This window comes from Niallia sp. FSL W8-0954 (assembly GCF_038005605.1).
GTDB lineage: Bacteria > Bacillota > Bacilli > Bacillales > Cytobacillaceae > Niallia > Niallia circulans_A.
On the sequence record NZ_JBBOTN010000001.1, the window covers coordinates 2873113 to 2893368 of the forward strand.

The 20256-nt window shown below is 35.0% G+C and carries 18 protein-coding genes; all 18 read right to left on the bottom strand.

Annotated features, from left to right (window positions below):
- Nucleotides 1-69: 69 nt before the first annotated feature.
- Nucleotides 70-1935, bottom strand: a complete 1866-nt coding sequence (ltrA, locus tag NX902_RS14200; protein ID WP_171510404.1) for a group II intron reverse transcriptase/maturase — start codon at nt 1933-1935, stop codon at nt 70-72.
- Nucleotides 1936-2683: 748 nt separating this feature from the next.
- Complete coding sequence (locus NX902_RS14205; RefSeq protein ID WP_341160794.1) at nt 2684-3013, bottom strand: anthrax toxin lethal factor-related metalloendopeptidase; 330 nt, start codon at nt 3011-3013, stop codon at nt 2684-2686.
- Nucleotides 3014-3263: 250 nt separating this feature from the next.
- Nucleotides 3264-3842 carry a TerD family protein gene (locus NX902_RS14210; protein ID WP_095332015.1) on the bottom strand — a complete coding sequence of 193 codons (579 nt, stop codon included), beginning with the start codon at nt 3840-3842 and terminating at the stop codon, nt 3264-3266.
- 61 nt (nt 3843-3903) lie between these two features.
- Complete coding sequence (locus NX902_RS14215; RefSeq protein WP_095332013.1) at nt 3904-4515, bottom strand: TerD family protein; 612 nt, start codon at nt 4513-4515, stop codon at nt 3904-3906.
- Between the two features lie 296 nt (nt 4516-4811).
- Nucleotides 4812-5915 carry a toxic anion resistance protein gene (locus tag NX902_RS14220; protein WP_095332011.1) on the bottom strand — a complete coding sequence of 368 codons (1104 nt, stop codon included), beginning with the start codon at nt 5913-5915 and terminating at the stop codon, nt 4812-4814.
- A complete protein-coding gene (locus NX902_RS14225) occupies nt 5912-7561 on the bottom strand; it encodes a YceG family protein (protein WP_123257814.1) in 1650 nt (549 codons plus the stop codon). The genes NX902_RS14220 and NX902_RS14225 overlap by 4 nt, the downstream gene beginning before the upstream one ends.
- A 575-nt stretch (nt 7562-8136) precedes the next feature.
- Complete coding sequence (locus NX902_RS14230; protein ID WP_123257815.1) at nt 8137-8931, bottom strand: hypothetical protein; 795 nt, start codon at nt 8929-8931, stop codon at nt 8137-8139.
- Entirely contained in the window at nt 8928-10046 is a 1119-nt protein-coding gene (locus NX902_RS14235; protein WP_171509679.1) for a cysteine protease StiP family protein, read from the bottom strand. Before NX902_RS14235 ends, NX902_RS14230 begins: the two co-directional genes overlap by 4 nt.
- A 2-nt stretch (nt 10047-10048) precedes the next feature.
- Nucleotides 10049-11407, bottom strand: coding sequence for a phosphoribosyltransferase family protein (locus tag NX902_RS14240; RefSeq protein ID WP_171509680.1), 1359 nt, complete (start codon nt 11405-11407; stop codon nt 10049-10051).
- Nucleotides 11349-12545, bottom strand: coding sequence for an HpcH/HpaI aldolase/citrate lyase family protein (locus tag NX902_RS14245; RefSeq protein ID WP_095332001.1), 1197 nt, complete (start codon nt 12543-12545; stop codon nt 11349-11351). The genes NX902_RS14240 and NX902_RS14245 overlap by 59 nt, the downstream gene beginning before the upstream one ends.
- Nucleotides 12546-12836: 291 nt before the next feature.
- A complete protein-coding gene (locus tag NX902_RS14250; RefSeq protein WP_095331999.1) occupies nt 12837-13619 on the bottom strand; it encodes a TerC family protein in 783 nt (260 codons plus the stop codon).
- Nucleotides 13620-13655: 36 nt separating this feature from the next.
- On the bottom strand, nt 13656-14237 hold the full coding sequence (locus tag NX902_RS14255) for a TerD family protein (RefSeq protein WP_095331997.1): 582 nt from the start codon (nt 14235-14237) through the stop codon (nt 13656-13658).
- A gap of 75 nt (nt 14238-14312) precedes the next feature.
- On the bottom strand, nt 14313-14909 hold the full coding sequence (locus tag NX902_RS14260; RefSeq protein ID WP_341160795.1) for a YpjP family protein: 597 nt from the start codon (nt 14907-14909) through the stop codon (nt 14313-14315).
- A gap of 124 nt (nt 14910-15033) precedes the next feature.
- A complete protein-coding gene (locus NX902_RS14265) occupies nt 15034-15810 on the bottom strand; it encodes a class I SAM-dependent methyltransferase (RefSeq protein WP_095331993.1) in 777 nt (258 codons plus the stop codon).
- A gap of 180 nt (nt 15811-15990) precedes the next feature.
- On the bottom strand, nt 15991-16425 hold the full coding sequence (locus tag NX902_RS14270) for a BrxA/BrxB family bacilliredoxin (protein WP_047940439.1): 435 nt from the start codon (nt 16423-16425) through the stop codon (nt 15991-15993).
- A gap of 97 nt (nt 16426-16522) precedes the next feature.
- Nucleotides 16523-17644, bottom strand: a complete 1122-nt coding sequence (locus NX902_RS14275; protein ID WP_123257818.1) for a conserved virulence factor C family protein — start codon at nt 17642-17644, stop codon at nt 16523-16525.
- Between the two features lie 67 nt (nt 17645-17711).
- Nucleotides 17712-19598, bottom strand: a complete 1887-nt coding sequence (locus NX902_RS14280; RefSeq protein WP_341160796.1) for an ABC-F family ATP-binding cassette domain-containing protein — start codon at nt 19596-19598, stop codon at nt 17712-17714.
- Nucleotides 19579-20226 carry an HD domain-containing protein gene (locus tag NX902_RS14285; protein ID WP_445668896.1) on the bottom strand — a complete coding sequence of 216 codons (648 nt, stop codon included), beginning with the start codon at nt 20224-20226 and terminating at the stop codon, nt 19579-19581. Before NX902_RS14285 ends, NX902_RS14280 begins: the two co-directional genes overlap by 20 nt.
- Nucleotides 20227-20256: the final 30 nt, after the last annotated feature.

Below are 20256 nucleotides of genomic sequence, written 5' to 3' on the forward strand. Positions count from 1 at the left end.
GACTATAACTGACATCACACTAATTTGTTCAAATACGAATAAGAGTTAATTAATCCTCGAAAGCCGTACTTATTTAGCCTCTTTAAGCAACTTTCTAAGTTGCTCTATTTTCTTTCCACCTTTGGTATGGGTAACAGGATTTTCATTGTGAACCAGCTTGTGGCATGTTTTGCATAAGGAAACTAGATTTATCACCTTATTGACTTTATTGAGCGGTAGTTTAGGGTTTTTGTGATGTGTATTAAGATTCCATTCATATAGTGAAACCTTACAGCAGTTACATTTCCCCCTATCTCTGTTAAATGCGTACTCTCTATTTAGATAGAATTCGAAATTATATATCGGATAACGGTTATTGAGTTGATAGAAAGGAATATCCTCTTGGAAGAAATTCGGTCTTTCTAGTGCCTCACGTTTGCCAGTTGTCCGTTTATAAATATTTCTACCTTCTTCTGTGTAGGGAGACATTAAGAGATTCACTTTCATTGCATTACGTTTAGGAGTAAATGCAAATTTGGTTATTCCTACTTTGGCTCCATGCTCTTCAACGAAGAACACCTTGCTTTTTTGCTCTTTATGTCTATCTCTTCTATTTATAAGGGTGTCCGCTGGAGTAGTTAGTTGATGATATCGTCCTCGACGATTGTTCATAAACAACCATGTTCTCCATTGGGCATAATGAATACGTTTATCAAACCCTTGAAATATAGTAGATACGTTGGCGATTTTATAATAATTTGCTATACCGACAATCTTTGAGTTGATACTCTCGATTATGGCAACCTGTTTGGATTTAGTACCGCGATGGTCATAAAGGGTTTTAATATCTTTATTAATTTCCTTTATTTTCAATTTGGCTTTATCCATATTAGGAATAGCTTTTCCTTGTATGCTGCCTTTTCTAAGCCGATGTTCTTCTGCAAAAATCCAGAATCCTAAGAAATTGACCCTATTAGTTCTCACATCAGTAATTAAGGTCTTTTCCTTGGATAGCTCCAGTTTCAATTGGTGGTTAAAATATTTCTCCACTTTTTTGAGAATCCTTTTGGCATTTTCCTCACTTTTACAGAGTATAACCCAGTCGTCTGCGTATCTGATTAGAAATGTATCTTCGTGTCTTTGACGAACACGTTGTAACCCATTTCGAGAAACGTCTTTGACCTTATACCTAGCTGGATGCTCTTGGAACATTCTAGCAATCTCCCAATCAAAGTAATTAAGATAAATGTTAGCCAGAAGAGGTGAGATGATACCGCCTTGTGGTGAACCACTAACGCTGTCTCTGAAGTTACCTTCTTCCATAATTCCTGCTTTTAGCATCTTCTTAATCATCATAAGCACTCTTTTGTCTCGGATTCCTAATGTCCACATTATTTCAATCAACTTATTGTGATTGATATTATCGAAATATCCTTTAATATCGCCCTCTATTACCCAATAGGTTTTGCTTCTCCTAATACGTTCTAGTGTTTCAGCAATGGCTTGTTCAGCTGAACGCATTGGTCTGAAACCAAAGCTGTAATGGTAAAACTTAGCTTCTGCTATGGGTTCAATGACAATTTTGGCTATTTCTTGTATGATGCGGTCTATCATGTTAGGAATACCCAAGGGACGTTGCTTACCATCTGATTTGGGAATGTACTTTCTTCTTACTGGACTAGGTTGATAATTATTGATATTCCTACGAATTAGGGACATCAACTTATCTCTGTCCATTTGAAGATAGTAATCAATAGTCTTACCATCAATACCAGCAGTTTTGCTTCCTTTATTACCCTTGATATTATGAATGGCGGTCAGTATAGTCTGCTCGTTCTTCATAAGTTCAATAAGGTTATAGAAAGGTTTATTGCTTTCTTTGGCTAATCGGTACATACTATCAAGTGCTAGTTTTAGCTCTTTTTCGTTTTGTGGAAATTGTTTATTATCCTTCATTTCTATGTGGATCGCCCCCTTGATTAGAGAAAATGGACTATCCGAAATGAATTAACTCTTTTACTCTCACATGGTTCGTTTGAACATTTTCCTCAATTAGTGCAATACTTCTCGACTAACACCCTTCCCTAGAATAGTTTCTACCCTCTCTTACATTTCGTTGCAGAAGCAACTTATAGCAAGATACAAACGGCTATTCATTATTGGTACTATGGTGTCGCTGACTTCCAATAAGTTTCATAAGTTCCAATACCTCCACTTATTGGCTCTCGCACGTTCCCTTTAAACCAGCCCTTCTTTTACATTCCTTAGATGCCCTCTATACTCCGGCGCAACTTGTTCATGAGTAGACTATTCCTAACTCTCATGAATCTTATATAGGCACTGGAAAGACCTATATAAGCAATTTCTCTACTGGCAAAAGGGAAATACCTTCACGCAAATCCCAACCATATATCTCGTTATTAGGTTGGGGAATGAGTAACGGAGCGTACATACGAGGGTTCGATTTCGCTCATCATAGAATGTTTTTAAAGCCTACCGCCCTATATCCACGTTCAACGAGTTCGCTTCAAGGACGACTTCACCTAGCTTCAGACCTCTATCACATTGGAATGATAGACGCATGTAGGAGTCTCATAGACATGACTTGACTTGGAATATTAGCCATGACAGGGAAATTTCACCCTGTAAATCGTTTAAAGAGTTGTAACCAATCTTATAAAGATTCGGCCCCCGCTTTTCGTGTTTAAGCTACACTTATAGCGGAACGTGCCGCACTACCTGTAAACAATTTCACCTTTATTCCACTAGATTGTATCTTATTTAATAGAGTAGGTGGTAACTTATTTAATCTTTCAATAATAGTAGCTGCTTCTGCTTGGTCAAAATGTGCATCAGGCAGTAAAATAATATTCCCTAAATTTTCTTTTGCCTCGGTGGAAAGATGTGCTTTAATAACTGTTAGATCAGACAGGTTTTTTAAGCATATTTCATTATTAGGAAGCTGTGAGTTTCCCATAAGAATACTGGTTGCTGCTATCATTCCTACTGGTGCCAATCTTTTGAGCCATCTCATCCTTCTTCCTCCCCAATAAACTGATTGCGCTTCCTGCCCATTACTTATTTAACGGATAAGAATAATACTAGTCTATTAAAATTATAGCATGGTGAGTCAACGCAAAATACTAGTTAATATTGGGTGATAACTCCTAAAAAAATCCAAAAGAATGAAACATAGAGAAATCAATGCATACTTCTATGTTCATTCTTTTGGACATATGTCAGCGAGATGTAAAATCAAGAAAAAGTTTTACTAATTTCCCTCATTAAACCTCTAAACCATAATTCCGACATAGAGCAGCAAGTCCTCCAGAAAAGCCGCTGCCAACAGCGTTAAATTTCCATTCTCCGCCGTGTTTATAAAGTTCGCATACTATCACAGCTGTTTCAACTGAAAAATCTTCCCCTAGATCAAAGCGTAATATTTCCATGTTGTTATCTTCATTTACAACACGAACAAAGGCATTGGACACTTGTCCGAAATTTTGCCTTCTTGCTTCAGCATCATGGATGGTTACCGCAATCCCAATTTTGCTTACATGTGCAGGGATTTTTGTGAAATCAATAATAATTTGCTCGTCATCCCCATCGCCTTCTCCTGTGCGGTTATCACCTGTATGTTCCACACCGCCGCTAGGATGAACAAGATTATTATAGAAGATAAAATCTACATCATTTATTACTTTCCCATTGTCATCGGCCATAAAAGCCGATGCATCTAAGTCAAAGCCAGCCCCACCATCATATTGGTTGATATCCCAGCCTAATCCAATAATTGCTCTAGTTAATCCTGGATTTGTTTTAGTTAAATCAATACGTTGGCCTTTAGAAAGATTAATACTCAATTTCTATTCCTCCCTCGTTGAATAATAGATGGATTGTAAAAATTCGATTGCTATAGTCCGATCATGAAAATGATTTAACCACATCTCCTAAACTACCTGCATTTGTACCTGTGCCAACAGCTGCAAACTTCCAATCCTGTCCATGTCTATATAACTCCCCAGCGATTAAACTCGTTTTCCCAGCATAATCATCTGATAAATTGTAGTGAATAAGTGATTGGTTCGTCAATGGGTTAATAATTCGAATAAAGGCATTTTGAATCATCCCAAAATCTTGTCTTCTCTTTACTGCATCATAAATATTCACAACAAAAATGAGTTTTTGTATATGTGCAGGAACTTTACTTAAATCAACGCGGATTTGTTCATCATCTCCATCCCCATCACCTGTTAGATTGTCACCTGAATGGATTACACTGCCATCGCGACTTTTTAAATTCCCAAAATAAATAACATCACTATTCGCTTGAACTTTACCTTGTTCATTTACCATGATTACAGATGCATCACAGTCAATACTTGCTGCCTGTCCTCCACCAAAAAGAGAACCGAATAAGCCCCCACCCTTGTTTTGTTGAACAGGATCCCAACCAAGTCCAATTAAAATTTTACTTAATCCAGGATTCCCTTTTGTTAAATCAACTCTCTGACCTTTTTGTAAATTAATCGCCATTATTCCCAACTCCTATGTATGATATAATTTCATTTTTTATAAAGTCCTCTTTTTAAAATAGAGCTATTACTCATTTTCATAGAATATTAACTTTAGAAGGCCCTCGATTAATATTTATCTATTATCTTATGATAAGGGTAATAAATTAGGATGATACTTATTTAAGAGTAGCTAACGGATTTATTTTCCCGGACGATCAGTCGTATCGGAAAATAAATCCATTTGAACTCTTTCATGCTGTTAACACTAACCACAATTCATAAAAAGTGATTAAAAATATCTATCCCTTATACCATTTAACCTTGAAGTTTCATTTGCTTAAAGTTATTTTGTAATTCTTCTAATTTCTTTGTGCCTTCTTCTCTTAATCGCTTATTTTCTTCTTCAATTGTTTTTGTTTCTTGCATTCCTTTTATAATAATATTCCAAGATTCTTCAATCGTCTCAATCTTAATGCTAGGACTTCCTGCAAGCCTTGCAATATCAACACTCTGCTGGGATATATTTTGAGCGTTCTTGACAAGCATTTCGTTTGTTCTTCTATCCAGCTCACTCATGCTATCTGCAACTAATTTTTGTCTTTTTGCAGCAACAGCTTGGATTAGCCCATTTTTGAAAATTGGAATTGTAGTAACAAATGCCGAATTAATCTTTCCTATTAATTTTGTATTCCCTCTTTGAAGCAACCGTATTTGCGGTGCTGTTTGCAAGGCAACCATTTTAGCCATTTCTAAATCATAAACCCGCTGATCAAGGAGTTCTATTGCATTTCTAAGGGAGTCAAGCTGCATTCCCGCTAATTGATCTCCAGCAGTTGCTTTTGCTTCAATTTGCGGAAGTACTTGCGTCTTTAATTCTTCTGACTTCATTGCTCCCGCAACAGCATATTTTTCGAGCGTCAAATAATATTGATAATTTTGCTCATACATTTCATCAAGCATCGATGTCGAATCAACCATTTCATTTTGATATTTGGAAATTTCAACATATACTTTATCAATCTCTTGTCCCATAGACTGATATTTACCAAAAAGTTTTTCCATAATCTTTTCGCTTTTTTTAAACAGTTTGCCAAAGAAACCTTTTGACGTATCCTCAAAATCTTTTTTATCAAATTTATCCATGATTCTGCCGAGCTGTTTTAATAATTCTCCAGAATCTTCTACTTTAGTTGTTCTCATATTGTTAAGGATTTTATCGGAGAATTTTGAAATTTGCGTTGCCGGCTCTTTACCGAATTCAAGTATCTGTATTTGATCTTTTTCATCAATAGACTGGGCCAACTTTTGCACCTCTGGCTCATTTCTAAGCGCCAATTTAATTTCCGATACTTTTTCTTCTGTTAATAATTCTGCGACTTGGTTATCCGCATTGTTTATATTTGATGGTTGCATATTCATCCATTATCTCCCTTTCTACTCTTTAAAAATCCGCCAAATAATCCCCTTTTTAAAAAGGATGGTTCTTTGTATTCCATGTCGAATACAACGTCCTCCAGCCAATGGGTATCGAATAAATTGTCTTGCATAAAGTTCTCCATATCAACATGACCAGCTGGATTATAAATAATAATATCAAGACCCAATGCATTCATTAAAACTAACATTGCTGCATCTTCTCGCGTAAATACGCCATTTTTTTCGGTTTTAAATAATACAATACTTGGTACTTCTTGTGAGTAATCAAATTTCTGCAGCATTTTTAATAGTTCATCTGGTATAAGTAAACATTGAGAAAATAGAAAAATTGCTACATCTTCATTTGATTCATTCGACTGTTTTATAAGTACTGGGTTAGAACACACCCTTGAAATTGCAGCTGCTATCCCTTTTTGTAAGCCTAGTGGCAGCTGTTTATAATTCCAATAATGGGCACTCATCAACTTCTCCGGATCGAGTAAGCCGTTTCTTCCAAGTGCTCCCCGATAATGGTATCGGTAATCGCTAATAATGGCCCTTGTAAACGGAAACTCTTTAATTAATAGCGTCTCATCTCGATTGACTATTTCGTGAATGCGATCCCAGTATTCTTTTCGATTTTTACTTACACCAAATATTTTAGCAAAAATAGCCGGGATATGCACTTCTCCATTTTTCACTTCGAAATTTGGTCGAATCATAGCCAGCTCTTTTTCCAGAAGAAAAATTTCATCATATGTAGTTTTTAGGGTAACAGAAAACGGGATATAATCCCTAAATTGCCATGGTTTATATAGGTTGGATCCTTCATGATGGAGTATACTCTCTATTTCCTTTGATGCCCGATATGCTACTGTCGCTGTTCTTTTTCTTTCTTCTGTAGGAAAACTTTCAGGCTCTTTTCTTTGTGGATATTGATGCTGAAAAAAAAGCTCCTTATCCAGTTTTACTTTTTCCAAAATATCTTCCCCATTAGGATGAACCATGACAATATCACATCCAATAGTAAGGAGATAATAGATAAAATAGGACTGACTTTTATTCGCATCCCCATACCAGAGAAACTTAGGCATATTTTCACTTAGTACCGTTTCTTGTAAGGCAGGCTGTAAATGATTAATCGACCATTTTACAATATCCACTACTAATCTTCGTAAATCCTTATTTTTTATGCCGTTTTCTTCTATTTCTACAAAATGCTGAATTACTTTAATAAAGCTTTCGCGCAATTTCCGATGAATAGCCGGAACTGAAGATTTTATCAGTACATTTTCCCCATCAAGAAACGCAACAAATCGATTAATGGACAAATTCTGCTCATTCATTCGATTAAATACTTTTTGAATAGATTGAAAATGCTGATTGTCGATTGTCCTATCAAGTGTTTCATCTGTTAATAAGTGTAAGCCAGTATTATCTTTATATATCCAATTAAATAGCTGATTATAATATTCATCCTCGTCTAATGATATTCCTAGTAATTTAACGACTGCCTGCCCAAAAGTAAATATACGATTAGTGGTATCATATAATGGTCTTTCTTTAATAGGCTTTAGCAAAAGATTAAACCAATTTTCTTCAGACAATGGAAGTATTATATTATTAACGGTATAAAAGTCTTTGTTCATTTTCTCCACTTCCTAATTTTAACCCAAAGATAACTTTCTATCTTTATCATAGCATAGCTCCATGTGAACACTAAACATTCTACTTTATATTTATTTACGAATTTTTAATAAAAAAGTTTCATTTTTTGTAGTCAGAAAGGAAACCTTTCGTAAGATTTTTCTTTATATTCTCCAATTCTGTGTTTTTAGCACCTAACCTTCTGGGTGTGCATATAATACAGTACATTAGGCGAGTAGGTGCTAACTATGAGATCATTTTTTCGAAAATACACGTATCATGAAATTGAAACAGATTTAAATTATGTACAAAATGTTCTATCTTCCAACATGTATGTTTTTGTTGATTTAATCTTTATTTCTCTAATAATTAGTTTTTTTATGGCCATCTTTTTCGAATCTATCTTATTTGGGATTATTATATTTGTTTGCAGCTATTTATTCTTTGTCGCCATTTATTGTTTATTGCTCAAATTGATAAAAGATTCACCTGATGATCTATAAAATATATTTACCTTCCAACAAAATCCATCTTTTTAACGACTCTAAGGCGACCAATTATGGTCGCCTTAGAGTCGTTAAATAATAAATTCCTTATGAACCTTTCTTATGATTTCTTCTCCAGCAAACGCACCTTTTTGACTTGTTGCTTTATGAGAAAATCTACTTGCTCCACCACCTATTAGCTCTCCATGCCTAGGAATAAACGCAGTTTGGCATATATTTAGAAAAGGTAGATCTAATAAAGAATCTCCAGCTCCAATTGATTGCTCGATTCCTTCTCGTTCCTTAATATATTTTATTGCCTCTCCCTTGCAAACAGGACTTGGCATAAAGTAAAGTTTTCTTCCTTGTAAAGAGATATTCCAGCCGTTTTTTGCTGCAATCTTTGATAGTTCTATTTTTAAATCAGCGGCTATTGTTGTATTTAACACATAATAAAAGAAAAGATTATCAGCAATTTTCAAATCTCCCGGGAGAGAATACGCTTGGAGCATTGCCAATATTTCCTCTTTTTCACTACATTCCACACCAAGCTTCCCCTTTAGCCTCTCTTCCCACTCTGTCATGATTTCTCCATTATAGTGTATTCTTGCTCCGTTACTGGTTACACAGTAAGATACTGGTACCTCTCTTTCAAAAATAAAAATCCGCTTATATTGCTCATATGTTCTTGTTGTTACTGGAATAAATAAATAGCGGGAAGCAATCTCTTTCAATAAATTATAGCTCACCTTTGTCATATAGGAGACATACTTCCCATTCTTCTCTTCGACCCCAATCATTGATTGATTCCAAGGAGTTTCCATTTCTTCTAAAGCACGTTTTGAATAAATTAATGTTCGATCTAGGTCAGATGCAAATAATTTCATCCCTTTTGCACAACCTTTTTAATCAAACCGCAGCATGTATAGCTCATATGGGGATATGGAATTATTTCTACGCCTCTTTCTTTGGCAAGCATAACGATATGCTGCACATAAGGACTGTCAGGATCTTTCATTAATATCTTCCATGGTATTCTTCTTAATAGGACTCTTGTAGTTTCTCCAACTCCGGGTTTTACATAATGCGTGCTCTCAATTTGAAATTCATCCTTAATGGCTAGAACTTCTTTCATCCCCCGAAAATCAACCGATTGATCAAGAAGATTCTCATTCATTCTTTCTACTACTTGCTTTGGATTAATTTTTTGTAGAGCTTCTGTAATTTCATCTAAATAAATATTCGATACATCATACGGCTCTAATTCCTGATAATATTTCGCACCATGAAAATCATCCATTTGAATATATCTTTCATTTAATACGGTGCGGCTAACAAGCCCAGAAACAGTAGAATTTAAGCAAGCGCTCGGTATCAAGAAATCTTCTCTCGTTCCATAAAGCGTGGTACAGTATCCTGGATCTGCCAGTACAGCTAATGTATCATCTAAATGAACATGATATTTATTTAAATAACTTTCACACGCTTTTGTTAATTCAATTGAAATGGCGCCTTTACCTGTCCAGCCATCAATAAATTGGATAGCAGATTCTTTATGTGATTTTAATATATACTTAATAGCATTTTCATCTATCCCTCTGTCTCTAATGATGGAAATACTATAGTGCGGTAAAGAAACATGATATTTTTCTTTTATATATCGTTTGATTAATATCCCAATAGGAGTACCTGCTCTTGCTAATGAAACTAAAACCGTTTGTTTTCCATGTTTACGATATATCTGCTCTGCAACAACGGCAGTACTAAGTGCAACCTTATCTTTATAAACATGCAGTGTCTTCCAAAAAAGCTGTAAATAATGTTCTGGTGGATTATATTCGATTGGTAATGTTTCGCTATAATGTGCCCCACTTTGAATCTTTTTTTCTCGTTCCTCTGTGGAACCTTCTAAGAGTATTCCATTTAAATTTTTCAAAAGAAAAATGACATCTTCACTATTATAAGATCCGAATTTCGCTTGCTGATTTATGTTTAAATGCATCTTTACCTCCCACTAAAATAAACAACATTAATCTTTTTTACTTGTACTGCTTTTAAAGCTGTTAGCAGTTCTTTTAAACTATCTTCTTTCACGTTTCTCTCGAAAAACAGAAAAATGTCATCATATTGATTAGGCTTTATATTATACAAGTAATTTACAATCTCTAAATCTTCTGGATTCGCAAAGCAATATGCTGTTTGAGCTCCATAATACTCTTCATCATTTGGATAAATTGGACTTCTTGTTGTCGATTGATAAGATATGTCTTCCCCCATGAAACTAGCTAACTTCATGGGTATATACATAAATTCCCCTGTTCCTACACAAAGACTAGTTCCCACCCTCTTCTTCTTAAGCACCTTTGCAGCTTGTTTTATCCACTCATCTGTTCCTTCTTCTGTATATATACCAAATCTTCCAGTATCCTTTAAATATTGGAAGTCATTGCGCTCACCTGCAAGATTTGTGGAAATCAATGGTATAATGCGAGCTTTCACATAATTTTCTAGACTAATATATTCTACAGATGGAGTTCCATCATTTGTTACCAAACTCTCCATTATGGGTGGAAGATTTATTTGCTCTCCAACTAATTCAAAGCATCCTTTCAATAAGCAGACAGAATGAACCGTTATTTGCAGTTCTTCTTCAAGAGCTTTCATTTCTAATTGCCATTTATTAGAGCGCCAGTCAAGAATGGATGCCACCGTATATTTATCTCTTGGATATTTTCTATGAAGATCTCGGATGATATTGATCGCTGTTTTTCCAGTTGTGAGTTCATCATCAACGAGGATTATTTCCCTATTATTATCAAGAATGTCTTTTTTCACGTAACATCGATGGGAAGTAGCATGTGAATGTTCTTCTTCAAATGAGATGATAGGATCCAGCCCGTTTATCTTTTCTCTTGTGGTATGAAAAAAGGATGCTTGCTTAAAAGCCTGGAAAAAAGAGTGACCTAGTGCAGTTGCTGTTTCGGCAAACCCTATAATAATAGGATTGGATACTTCTTTTTGGATAAAGGGCTTGTCCACAAAAGGCAAAGAGGTATCATGATAAATTTCCAATAATCTCTCCCTTTGCGGTGAATGCTTTCCGGTCATAATTTCTTCATATCTCGCAGCAAGAATAAAACCTGTTAGCAGACCTTTTTTTGGCTCAATTGGCAAATGCTTTCCCAGTAGTTTACTGACAAATAAAAATGCCCGTCTTTTATTGATTCTTGCAGCCATTTTAAAAAAGTCCTCAATAGGAAGCTGAAATGGATTTTCTTCGACATTAATGTTCATCTGTAAATGATCAATGATTGGTAATGAAATTTTCTTGTTTAAGTAAGTCAATGTATGTAACTCCTTCATGGAACACCCCGTAAACCTTTGATTTTAAAATAATTTTCTGCGCCCAATATAAATGAGGCTTAATTTCATTCATTTTATTGGAAAAGCTACTCTTTACAACACCAATTTCTCCATTATTGCTATCCATAATATTTAATGCGTCCAAATATTCTTCATAGGGAACTACGTTTAATGCTTGAACTGGCTTTATATGGGTCGGATGAATAATGGTTTTCCCTGTTAATCCATTTGTTATATCCATCATAACTTCCCTTATTAATCCGTCCATATGTTTATCAATTAGCTGTGTTCGCATGTTCATTCCAGCTTTTCCATAACGTTTTCGAAAAGGTGTCTCTCTTAATTGTGGGATTAAAATTCTTTCTTTCGTCGTAAAATACTCCCAGACTGGTCCCGAAACGACATAGGCACTATCTGCACGTGTAAAGATATTAATAATATCTGAAATACAGTCGCGAATAATGGCAATATCATATATGGTTGTTTCTGGGCTTCTACGTATCCCATATAATCCACAAAAATCAGTTGCTCCTATTCTAACATTTAAAATTAAGTGCTTATAATGATCAAGCACATTTTTGATAGAGAGGAGTTCATTCATTCGCGTTTCTTTTTCAATTATTTTCTTCGTCTCCAGTATCGGCATTGCATATAAACAGTATCCGAGCTTGTTATATTTTTGTAATTCTTTTAAGATAATTTCTCCTGCTTCTGCTTCAAATTTTGGGATTACTATACCTGTTAATAAAGCGATCTTATCACCAAGTATATCCATTAAACTTAAAAACTGTGCAATAGAACGTATTCTGATAAAAATCAATGGCAATTCACTTTTTAGCAGAAGTCCATTTTGTATGGCTTGATTAATATCAGTTAACTCTTCTACTAATTTTCTTTCTGCTAAATCCACCTCATGATCGCCAATTGAATCCTCAAGACAAATAACCATAGAGGTTAAAGCAGGATGTTTCTTTCTCAATAAATCCTGATAAATATTAGGTCTAGTTGCAGGCATATACAATGTTGAAGCAAGTGCATAGGATAATACTTCTTTCTCCGAAGTGCTAAACACCTCTTCTGGTAACTGGAAGAAAAGACGTTCCAATTGTTTTTCATTTAAGTCAGAGAATAATTTCATTTCCTTTACTCCATTCCAGTATTTTCATTCTATTTATATACTATTCTGAAATTTTGTTAATAAATAATTTATTTAAAGCAGGATAATTATTACTATTTTACTATAAAATTCAATATTTGAGTATTACTTCTTATTGAATGACTTTAGGATGAAGTCGTCTGATATACAAAAGATATATATAAAGGAGGATTTTCGAGAAGTGGTTTCAGTATTGAAGTATTCTAATTAACAAAATAGAGGATATCCCTAGTACTACTACTTTAAAGAAACTAGAAATATCCTCAGAAATTATTAAGCCTCGCCTTGTTGTTCTGCTTTCTTTTTATTTCTAAAGTGAACAATGAAAGTGGCTCCAAATGCTATTACTAGCAATCCGAAGAAATAAATATGTTCGATGTGAATATCAAAAACGCCTAATAGCATCTTCGCTGCGATAATCAAGATTAGAATATAAGCAGTTGCTTCCAGCTCTGGAATTTTATCAATTAATTTAAGGAAAACACCCGCTACACCACGCATCATAAGGACACCTAGAATACCGCCAAGTAATAATACCCACACTTGGTTACTGACACCAAATGCTGCTAATACACTATCCACTGAAAAGGCAATATCCATTAATTCAACAGAAATTACCGTTCCCCAAAATAAGCCAAATGTGCGAATAAGAATTCCATTTTTATTGATGCCTTTATTTTCTTCTTCTCCGTCTTCTGCCTGATTCGCAGCTTTTTTACGATCTACGAAGTACTTGATAGAAAGATACGCCAAATAGGCCGCTCCCAGTATTTTCACCCATGAGAATTCGATTAAATAAACACCAATACCGATAGCTATAAAGCGGAATATGTATGCACCTAGTAACCCATAAAACAATGCTTTTCTTCTTTGTTCTGGTGGTAAATGCTTAACCATAACGGCAAGAACTAATGCATTATCCGCTGATAATAAGCCTTCCAATATTACAAGTGTTCCAATATAGCCCCAGCTGACTGGATCTGTTAGTACCTCTCCCCACATTTGCCAGTTAAAAAACTGTGCATATGTATCCATAATCGTTTCAAATATTCCCATGAAAAAAGGTTCCTCCTAAAATATGCTTATAAAGTCTTAGCCAATTTGCAGACCAAAGTCTGTTGCTAATGCAGCTAAACCACCTTGGTATCCACTGCCAATAGCACTAAATTTCCATTCATTATTATGACGATATAGTTCCCCAACAACTAACGCTGTTTCTATAGAGAAATCCTCCCCTAAATCGTAACGAATCAATTCCTCATTAGATTCTTCGTTAACAATACGTACAAACGAATTAGAAACTTGTCCAAAATTTTGATTTCTTGCTTCTCCATCATGAATAGTAATGGTAAAAGTAACACGTTGGATATTAGCTGGAATACTTTTTAAATCTACGATAATTTGTTCATCGTCTCCGTCGCCTGCTCCTGTACGATTATCTCCGGAATGAACAATCGAACCATTTCCACCTGTTGGATTATTGTAAAATACAAAGTCAGCATCATTTGTTACTTTTCCATTCTCGCCAAGTAAGAATACAGAAGCATCTAAATCAAAATCAGTTCCGCCATCATACTTATTTAAATCCCAGCCTAAACCAATAATTACTTTTGATAAACCAGGATTGCCTTTTGTTAAATCTACTTTTTGTCCTTTGGATAAACTAATTGCCATAATCTTTCTACCTCCAAGTTTTTTCAGTATAGTTCCTTTACGTAATCATAGATAAAAAAGTTTCAATTTTCCTTTTTAGCTCATCCACTTTGGCGGAGTATTTTTATCCCAGTAAATTTCTCCAAGTGCATAATGAGTTTGGAATTGATCATGATACGTGTGGTAATGGAAGTTAAAATAATAACCTTCCTGTGGGGGACGATCCCTTCTTACATGAAATCGGATAATATCCTCGTTATCTCTCGTAATATGAAATATCCGTTCACTTGTACCTGCAGCAGGAAATTCAGTTACTGTTAAATAACTTAACTCTTCTTCTGGAAAAATATGCGTTACTTCATTAATTGCTTTTTCCATATTTGGAAGAACAACTAAACGAAATTCATCTTCAATTACTGGTTTAATTTTTGGCCCGAATTTTAAATAGCTTTGTGCTTCTGCTTCCTTCATCATTTTGCTGATAAAATCTTCTCTTGAGAAATCCCCCTCAGTACTATCAACAAATATCGCTTCATCTTCGATACTTTCTCTAGCAAATGGTACTTCTCGCTCATCAATTGGTTTCTTATCATTATTATTATTATTTAAAAAGGTTGCTGGTGATGGTGAAACAAGACCAAACGTTAAAATAGAAACAAATACGACCAGGCTTTTACGAAGCCAATTAGGCATTTATTACACCTCGCTTTCCGCATCCTGATGTTATTATAAATCGAAAAAATATTTATAGATTAAGTATATATTATTTACTATCTAATCTTCTACTATTATCCTTATCATTGAGGCTATTTTTTTATCATTCTTTTTTCAACCAGATTCCGTAATGAAATTTTGCTGTTTTTCGCTTTACCTGTTCAAATTGAAATCGGTTAAATCTGCTGCTCCTAAAATGATCTTTCCAAACGACTCTTTCTTTCGCCACTCGCTTTGCTTGATTGATTAATTCTACAGACACTTCTTCATAATGTGCTAGTTGTTTTAACGGGTTGATTCCAGCAGATGAAATAGTTTCCTCAAACATAGGATCAAAATATACGCAATCAATACTATTGTCTTCTTTTCGAGCAAGTGCTTCTAATGCGTTAATATGCTTGACTGTAACTCTTCGCATTGCTTCATCGATAGCAGGATTACTTGTCTCCCATTCTTTCAAACCTGTCTTAACAAGAAATGCTATCACTTGATTCGCTTCTAATCCTTCTACGTTTCCACTACTGCCCACCACATAACTTGCAACAATGCTATCAGAAGCAAGACCTAAAGTACAATCTAAAAAACTTTTTCCCTTTGCTAAATTTGTCGCAACAATAAAAGGATCATTTTCCTTATTCATCAGCCTTTTTATTCGAAAGACTGCTGAATTCGGATGAAAAAAGAAAGGCTCCTCTGTATTTAATGAACAGAATTCAAATCTATTTTTTCCAATTATCAGAATATCTGATTGATATTGCTCTTTTAAGTGTTGAATAGATACTTTTTCTCTCCTGACATATCTGCAGTTGAAGTCTTTGGCAATTCTATCTGCGAGAATTTGCATATCCTTATTTGTCCTACTGGCAGTTGTTACAATCATATTTTTTCTCCTACTTCTATGTAATACTATATTCAATGCGAATCATGTTAAAATTAGGTCTTCATTATAAAATAGATAATTTTAAATTATCTATCGACGAATATAAATCCTATACAAAAAGAACTAAAAAAGAAAGTCCATGAGAAAAAGGTAACCCTTTATTCTCATGAACCAAATTTTTTAGCAATATTGTTCAAAAGCTGATACAAGATTTTCCATAATTGCTTCCATTGAATTTCCTTCAATATCATAGCGATGAATAAAATGAACAACTTTATTATCTTTAATTAATGCCATAGACGGAGAAGAAGGCTCAATATCCCCGAAGAATTCGCGCATTTTTGCTGTTGCCTCTTTATCTTGGCCAGCGAATACTGTTACTAGTTGATCTGGCTTTTTTTCAGATGCAAGCACTGCTTGAGTTGCCGCTGGTCTTGCTAAACCTGCAGCACATCCACAAACAGAATTAACAACTACTAACGATGTACCTTTGTTTGTTTCAATAAATTGCTCCACTGCGTCTTCTGTCAGTAATTCTTCAAAGCCTGCTTGGGTTAATTCTGCTCTCATCGGTTTTACTACTTGTTTCATATACTCATCATATGCCATTGACATAAGTAATCCCTCCATTATATACGTATATTCTATTCCTAAATATACATTAGAAATGTTTTTCGTACAATCTTTAGCATTAGGAAAATATAGTTACAGCTTATTTTCGCGCTTCGGTCATTTGTTTCCAAACAGAACCTTTTGCTTCTTCCCCTAGTTCAATTCGTTCAATAGCTAGTTTTATTTGTAAGCTCACTTCAAATTCTGGATCGTCCTCATGAGCCTTAAGCGCAGCCAATGCTCGCTCATCTCCAACTTCATACAAGAACATAGCGGCTCTCCATCGAACAATCTTGCTTTTATCATCTAATGCATGGATCATTTCTTCCATTGCTTCGGGAAACCCTAAATCGGATAAGCAATCTCCTGCAGTGCGCCGCACCGTTACCGTTTTATCCTTTAGTGCCTTATATAAGGAAGGAAGAACAGCTGTATCTTCAATCATTCCAAGATAGACAGTCGCAAGTCTGCGAATAGATGGTTTTTCATCATCTAGTGCTTTCGTTAGCACAGGGATATCATCTACTGTAGGATCTTCGCTTTGTTCTAGCTTTTGATATCTAACTTTCCAATCTTGATTCTCTAAATCTGCAAATGACAGCTTTGTTCGCACTCGTACCTGTTTATCATTTGCTTCTGTTTGCGGATTTTTTGCATGCTCAATAATCGCATTAATTCGCTCTTGTGGGTATGCAGCAACAAGTTCTTCCACCATTACATGCCCAATTTCCTCAAATTCACCGTAGCGCACACCGAAATCTTTCCATTTACGTGTCATTACTACATTATCTTCAGGTGTACGAACTTCCGATACAGCTTGAATAAAGGTGTCAGGTAAACCGAATCTTCTTTCTTCATTGCCATCCGATAATTTAATTTGCATAGGAATACCTTTATACATTTGAACTTGAACATTTATCTCCCCATAATGCTCATTTATCTCTTTTGACACCTCTGTAGCCTCGTCCTCCCCAAAGACATTCCGCACTTTTGAAAGTAATTCTTTCCAATCATAGCGGGCATTTCTTTCAACCGCTAGGAAATCAGCTACATGGTAAACCCCTTTAATCCCTTCAATGGAAAGGATATTTTGAATTAATTCAGGTGCTTCCGCTGAATTATCAAGCTTATAATTATTACTTTTTCCCATTGGCAGCTCTTGATCTAAATTAATTTTCATCGTATTAGGACTTGGTGTTGGTTCTATAGAAATAATTCTCATATTCCATCCCCCTCTTTTTCAACATTTATCTTATCATGCTTGATGCTATATCGAAAATAAACAGCTTTTATGACTTATCAGCGATTTCAGATAAATAGCTCCAGCGTTCAATTAGGTGTTCTAATTGGTTATTTAATTGTTCTTGCTCGCTCATTAACTCAGCTGCTTTTTCGAAGTCACTGCCTGTCTCGGCTAATTCTGTTTCTATAGTAGCTAATCTTACTTCGACTTTTTCGATATCCTCATCAATGGTTGCCCATTCCCTTTGTTCATTATAGCTTAGTCTTACTTTTTTCTCCTTTGGTTCCTTTTTAGGAAGTGGTATTTCTGTTTTCTCTTTTATTTGTTGTTCTTCTTTTCTCTCCACCTCTAAATATTCGCTGTAATTGCCATAATAGGTGTCGATAATACCATTTCCTTTTAAAATCAACAGCTGTTCAGCAACCTTATCAAGAAAATAGCGATCATGGGATACGGTAATAACCACGCCGTTAAAATCTTCTAAATAATCTTCCAGAACCATTAATGTTTGTGTATCTAAATCATTTGTCGGCTCATCTAATAAGAGTACATTTGGTTCTCCCATTAGTATTTTCAACAAATAAAGTCTTCTTCTTTCCCCACCAGATAGCTTTCCAATAATCGTTCCATGGGTATGAAGAGGGAATAAGAATCTTTCCAGCATTTGGGCAGCTGTAATGACTTTTCCATCAGAGGCTTCTATTACTTCAGCCGTTTCTTTTAGATATTCAATCATTCTTTTAGATGTATCCATATCTTCATTTTCTTGCGTATAGTAAGCCACTTTTACTGTTTGCCCAATGATTCTTTCGCCAGAATCGAGGGATGCCTTGCCTGCTAAAATATTTAAGAAGGTCGATTTACCAGTCCCATTTTTTCCTATTATTCCAATTCTATCCCCTGGTTTTACAAGCAAATTATAATTATTTAAGATTATTTTATCATGGAAACGCTTGTTTGCCCCCACCAATTCAAAGACTTGCTTGCCTAATCGACTTCCTTTCAAGGAGATATCTAATTTATCTTTAGCTTTAACATTAGCTAATTTATCATCTAATGCGTCAAAGCGCTGAATTCTGGCTTTTTGTTTAGTAGAACGCGCTTTTGCCCCTCTTCTAATCCATTCTAATTCTCTTCTAAATAAATTCTTTTGCTTATCAAGAGTAGCTGCTTCATTTTCTTCCCTGATAGCTTTCGCCTGTAAAAAGTCACCGTAATTGCCTTTATAGCTATACAAATTGCCCCCATCTAATTCAAACATTCTGTTTGTGACACGATCTAAGAAATAGCGGTCATGTGTTACTAATAAAAGTGCTCCTGTGTATCTGCTTAAATAATCTTCCAGCCATTTAACTGCCTCAAAATCAAGATGATTTGTCGGTTCATCTAAAATAAGCAAATCTGGTTCTTGAATCAGAACTTGTGCTAAAGCAACCCGTTTTTTTTGCCCACCTGACAATTCACCAATCTTCTTATTAAAATTAGTAATTCCTAACTTCATTAACACCGTCTTTGCATTTGTATGAACTTCCCAGCCATTTAAAGCATCCATTCTTTTTTGTAAATCAAATAATTTTTCATGAAGCTTATTGTCCTCTGGATCATGGTTGATTTCCATTAACATTGCTTCATAATCTTTAACTAATGCTAAGACCGGTGCATCACCAGCATATACTTGGTTTAATACGGTAAGATCTGGAATTAATTCTGGGCTTTGGGCAGAATAGGCGAAACGAAAATCCTTCGGTGCTATGATATCTCCTTCGTCTGGAATATCTATTCCAGCAACTATTTTTAATAAGGATGATTTCCCAGTTCCATTGATGCCGATTAAACCTACCCGTTCTTTTTCACTTATTGAAAAAGAGATGTTTTCAAATAACTTTTTCTCTCCATATGTCTTTGTTACATTTTCAATTGAAATACTCTTCATTTTGTACATTCCATTCTTTATAAAATTCTTTTAGAAAGCTTTCCATAAATTGATGCCTTTCCACTGCCATTTTTTTAGCACTTTCAGTATGTAAAAGGTCTTTAATTTTCAATAGTTTTTCATAGAAATGGTGAATAGAAGAGGAGTTGTTTTTTCGATATTCTTCTTCTGTCATCTTTTCCCTTATTGCACTATGTGGATCATAAATAGGACTTCCTATACTTCCTCCATAAGCAAATGTACGAGCAATGCCAAGTGCTCCAATCGCATCTAATCGATCAGCATCTTGGACTATTTTTGCCTCCAGACTTTTGGGAGTTATCCCATTTCCTCCTTTAAAGCCAACTGTTTCGATGATAGCTTTAATCTGTTCCTTCTCTTGATTCTCAATTGGAATCTGCATTAGTATATTTGCTAATCTTCGTTGCCCTTCGCTTTTGGATTTATTTAATTTTTCATCTGAAATGTCATGCAATAACTCAGACAGTTCTATGATATGAGAATACTCAATTCCTTCTTTTTCTGATAGTAATAAGGCTATTTTACGTACTCTATCTACATGATACCAATCGTGACCACTAGCATCATTCTCCATCTCTTGCTCTATTATATTTTCTACTTTCGTAATAAGCTTCATTTATTCTCACATCCAGCAATC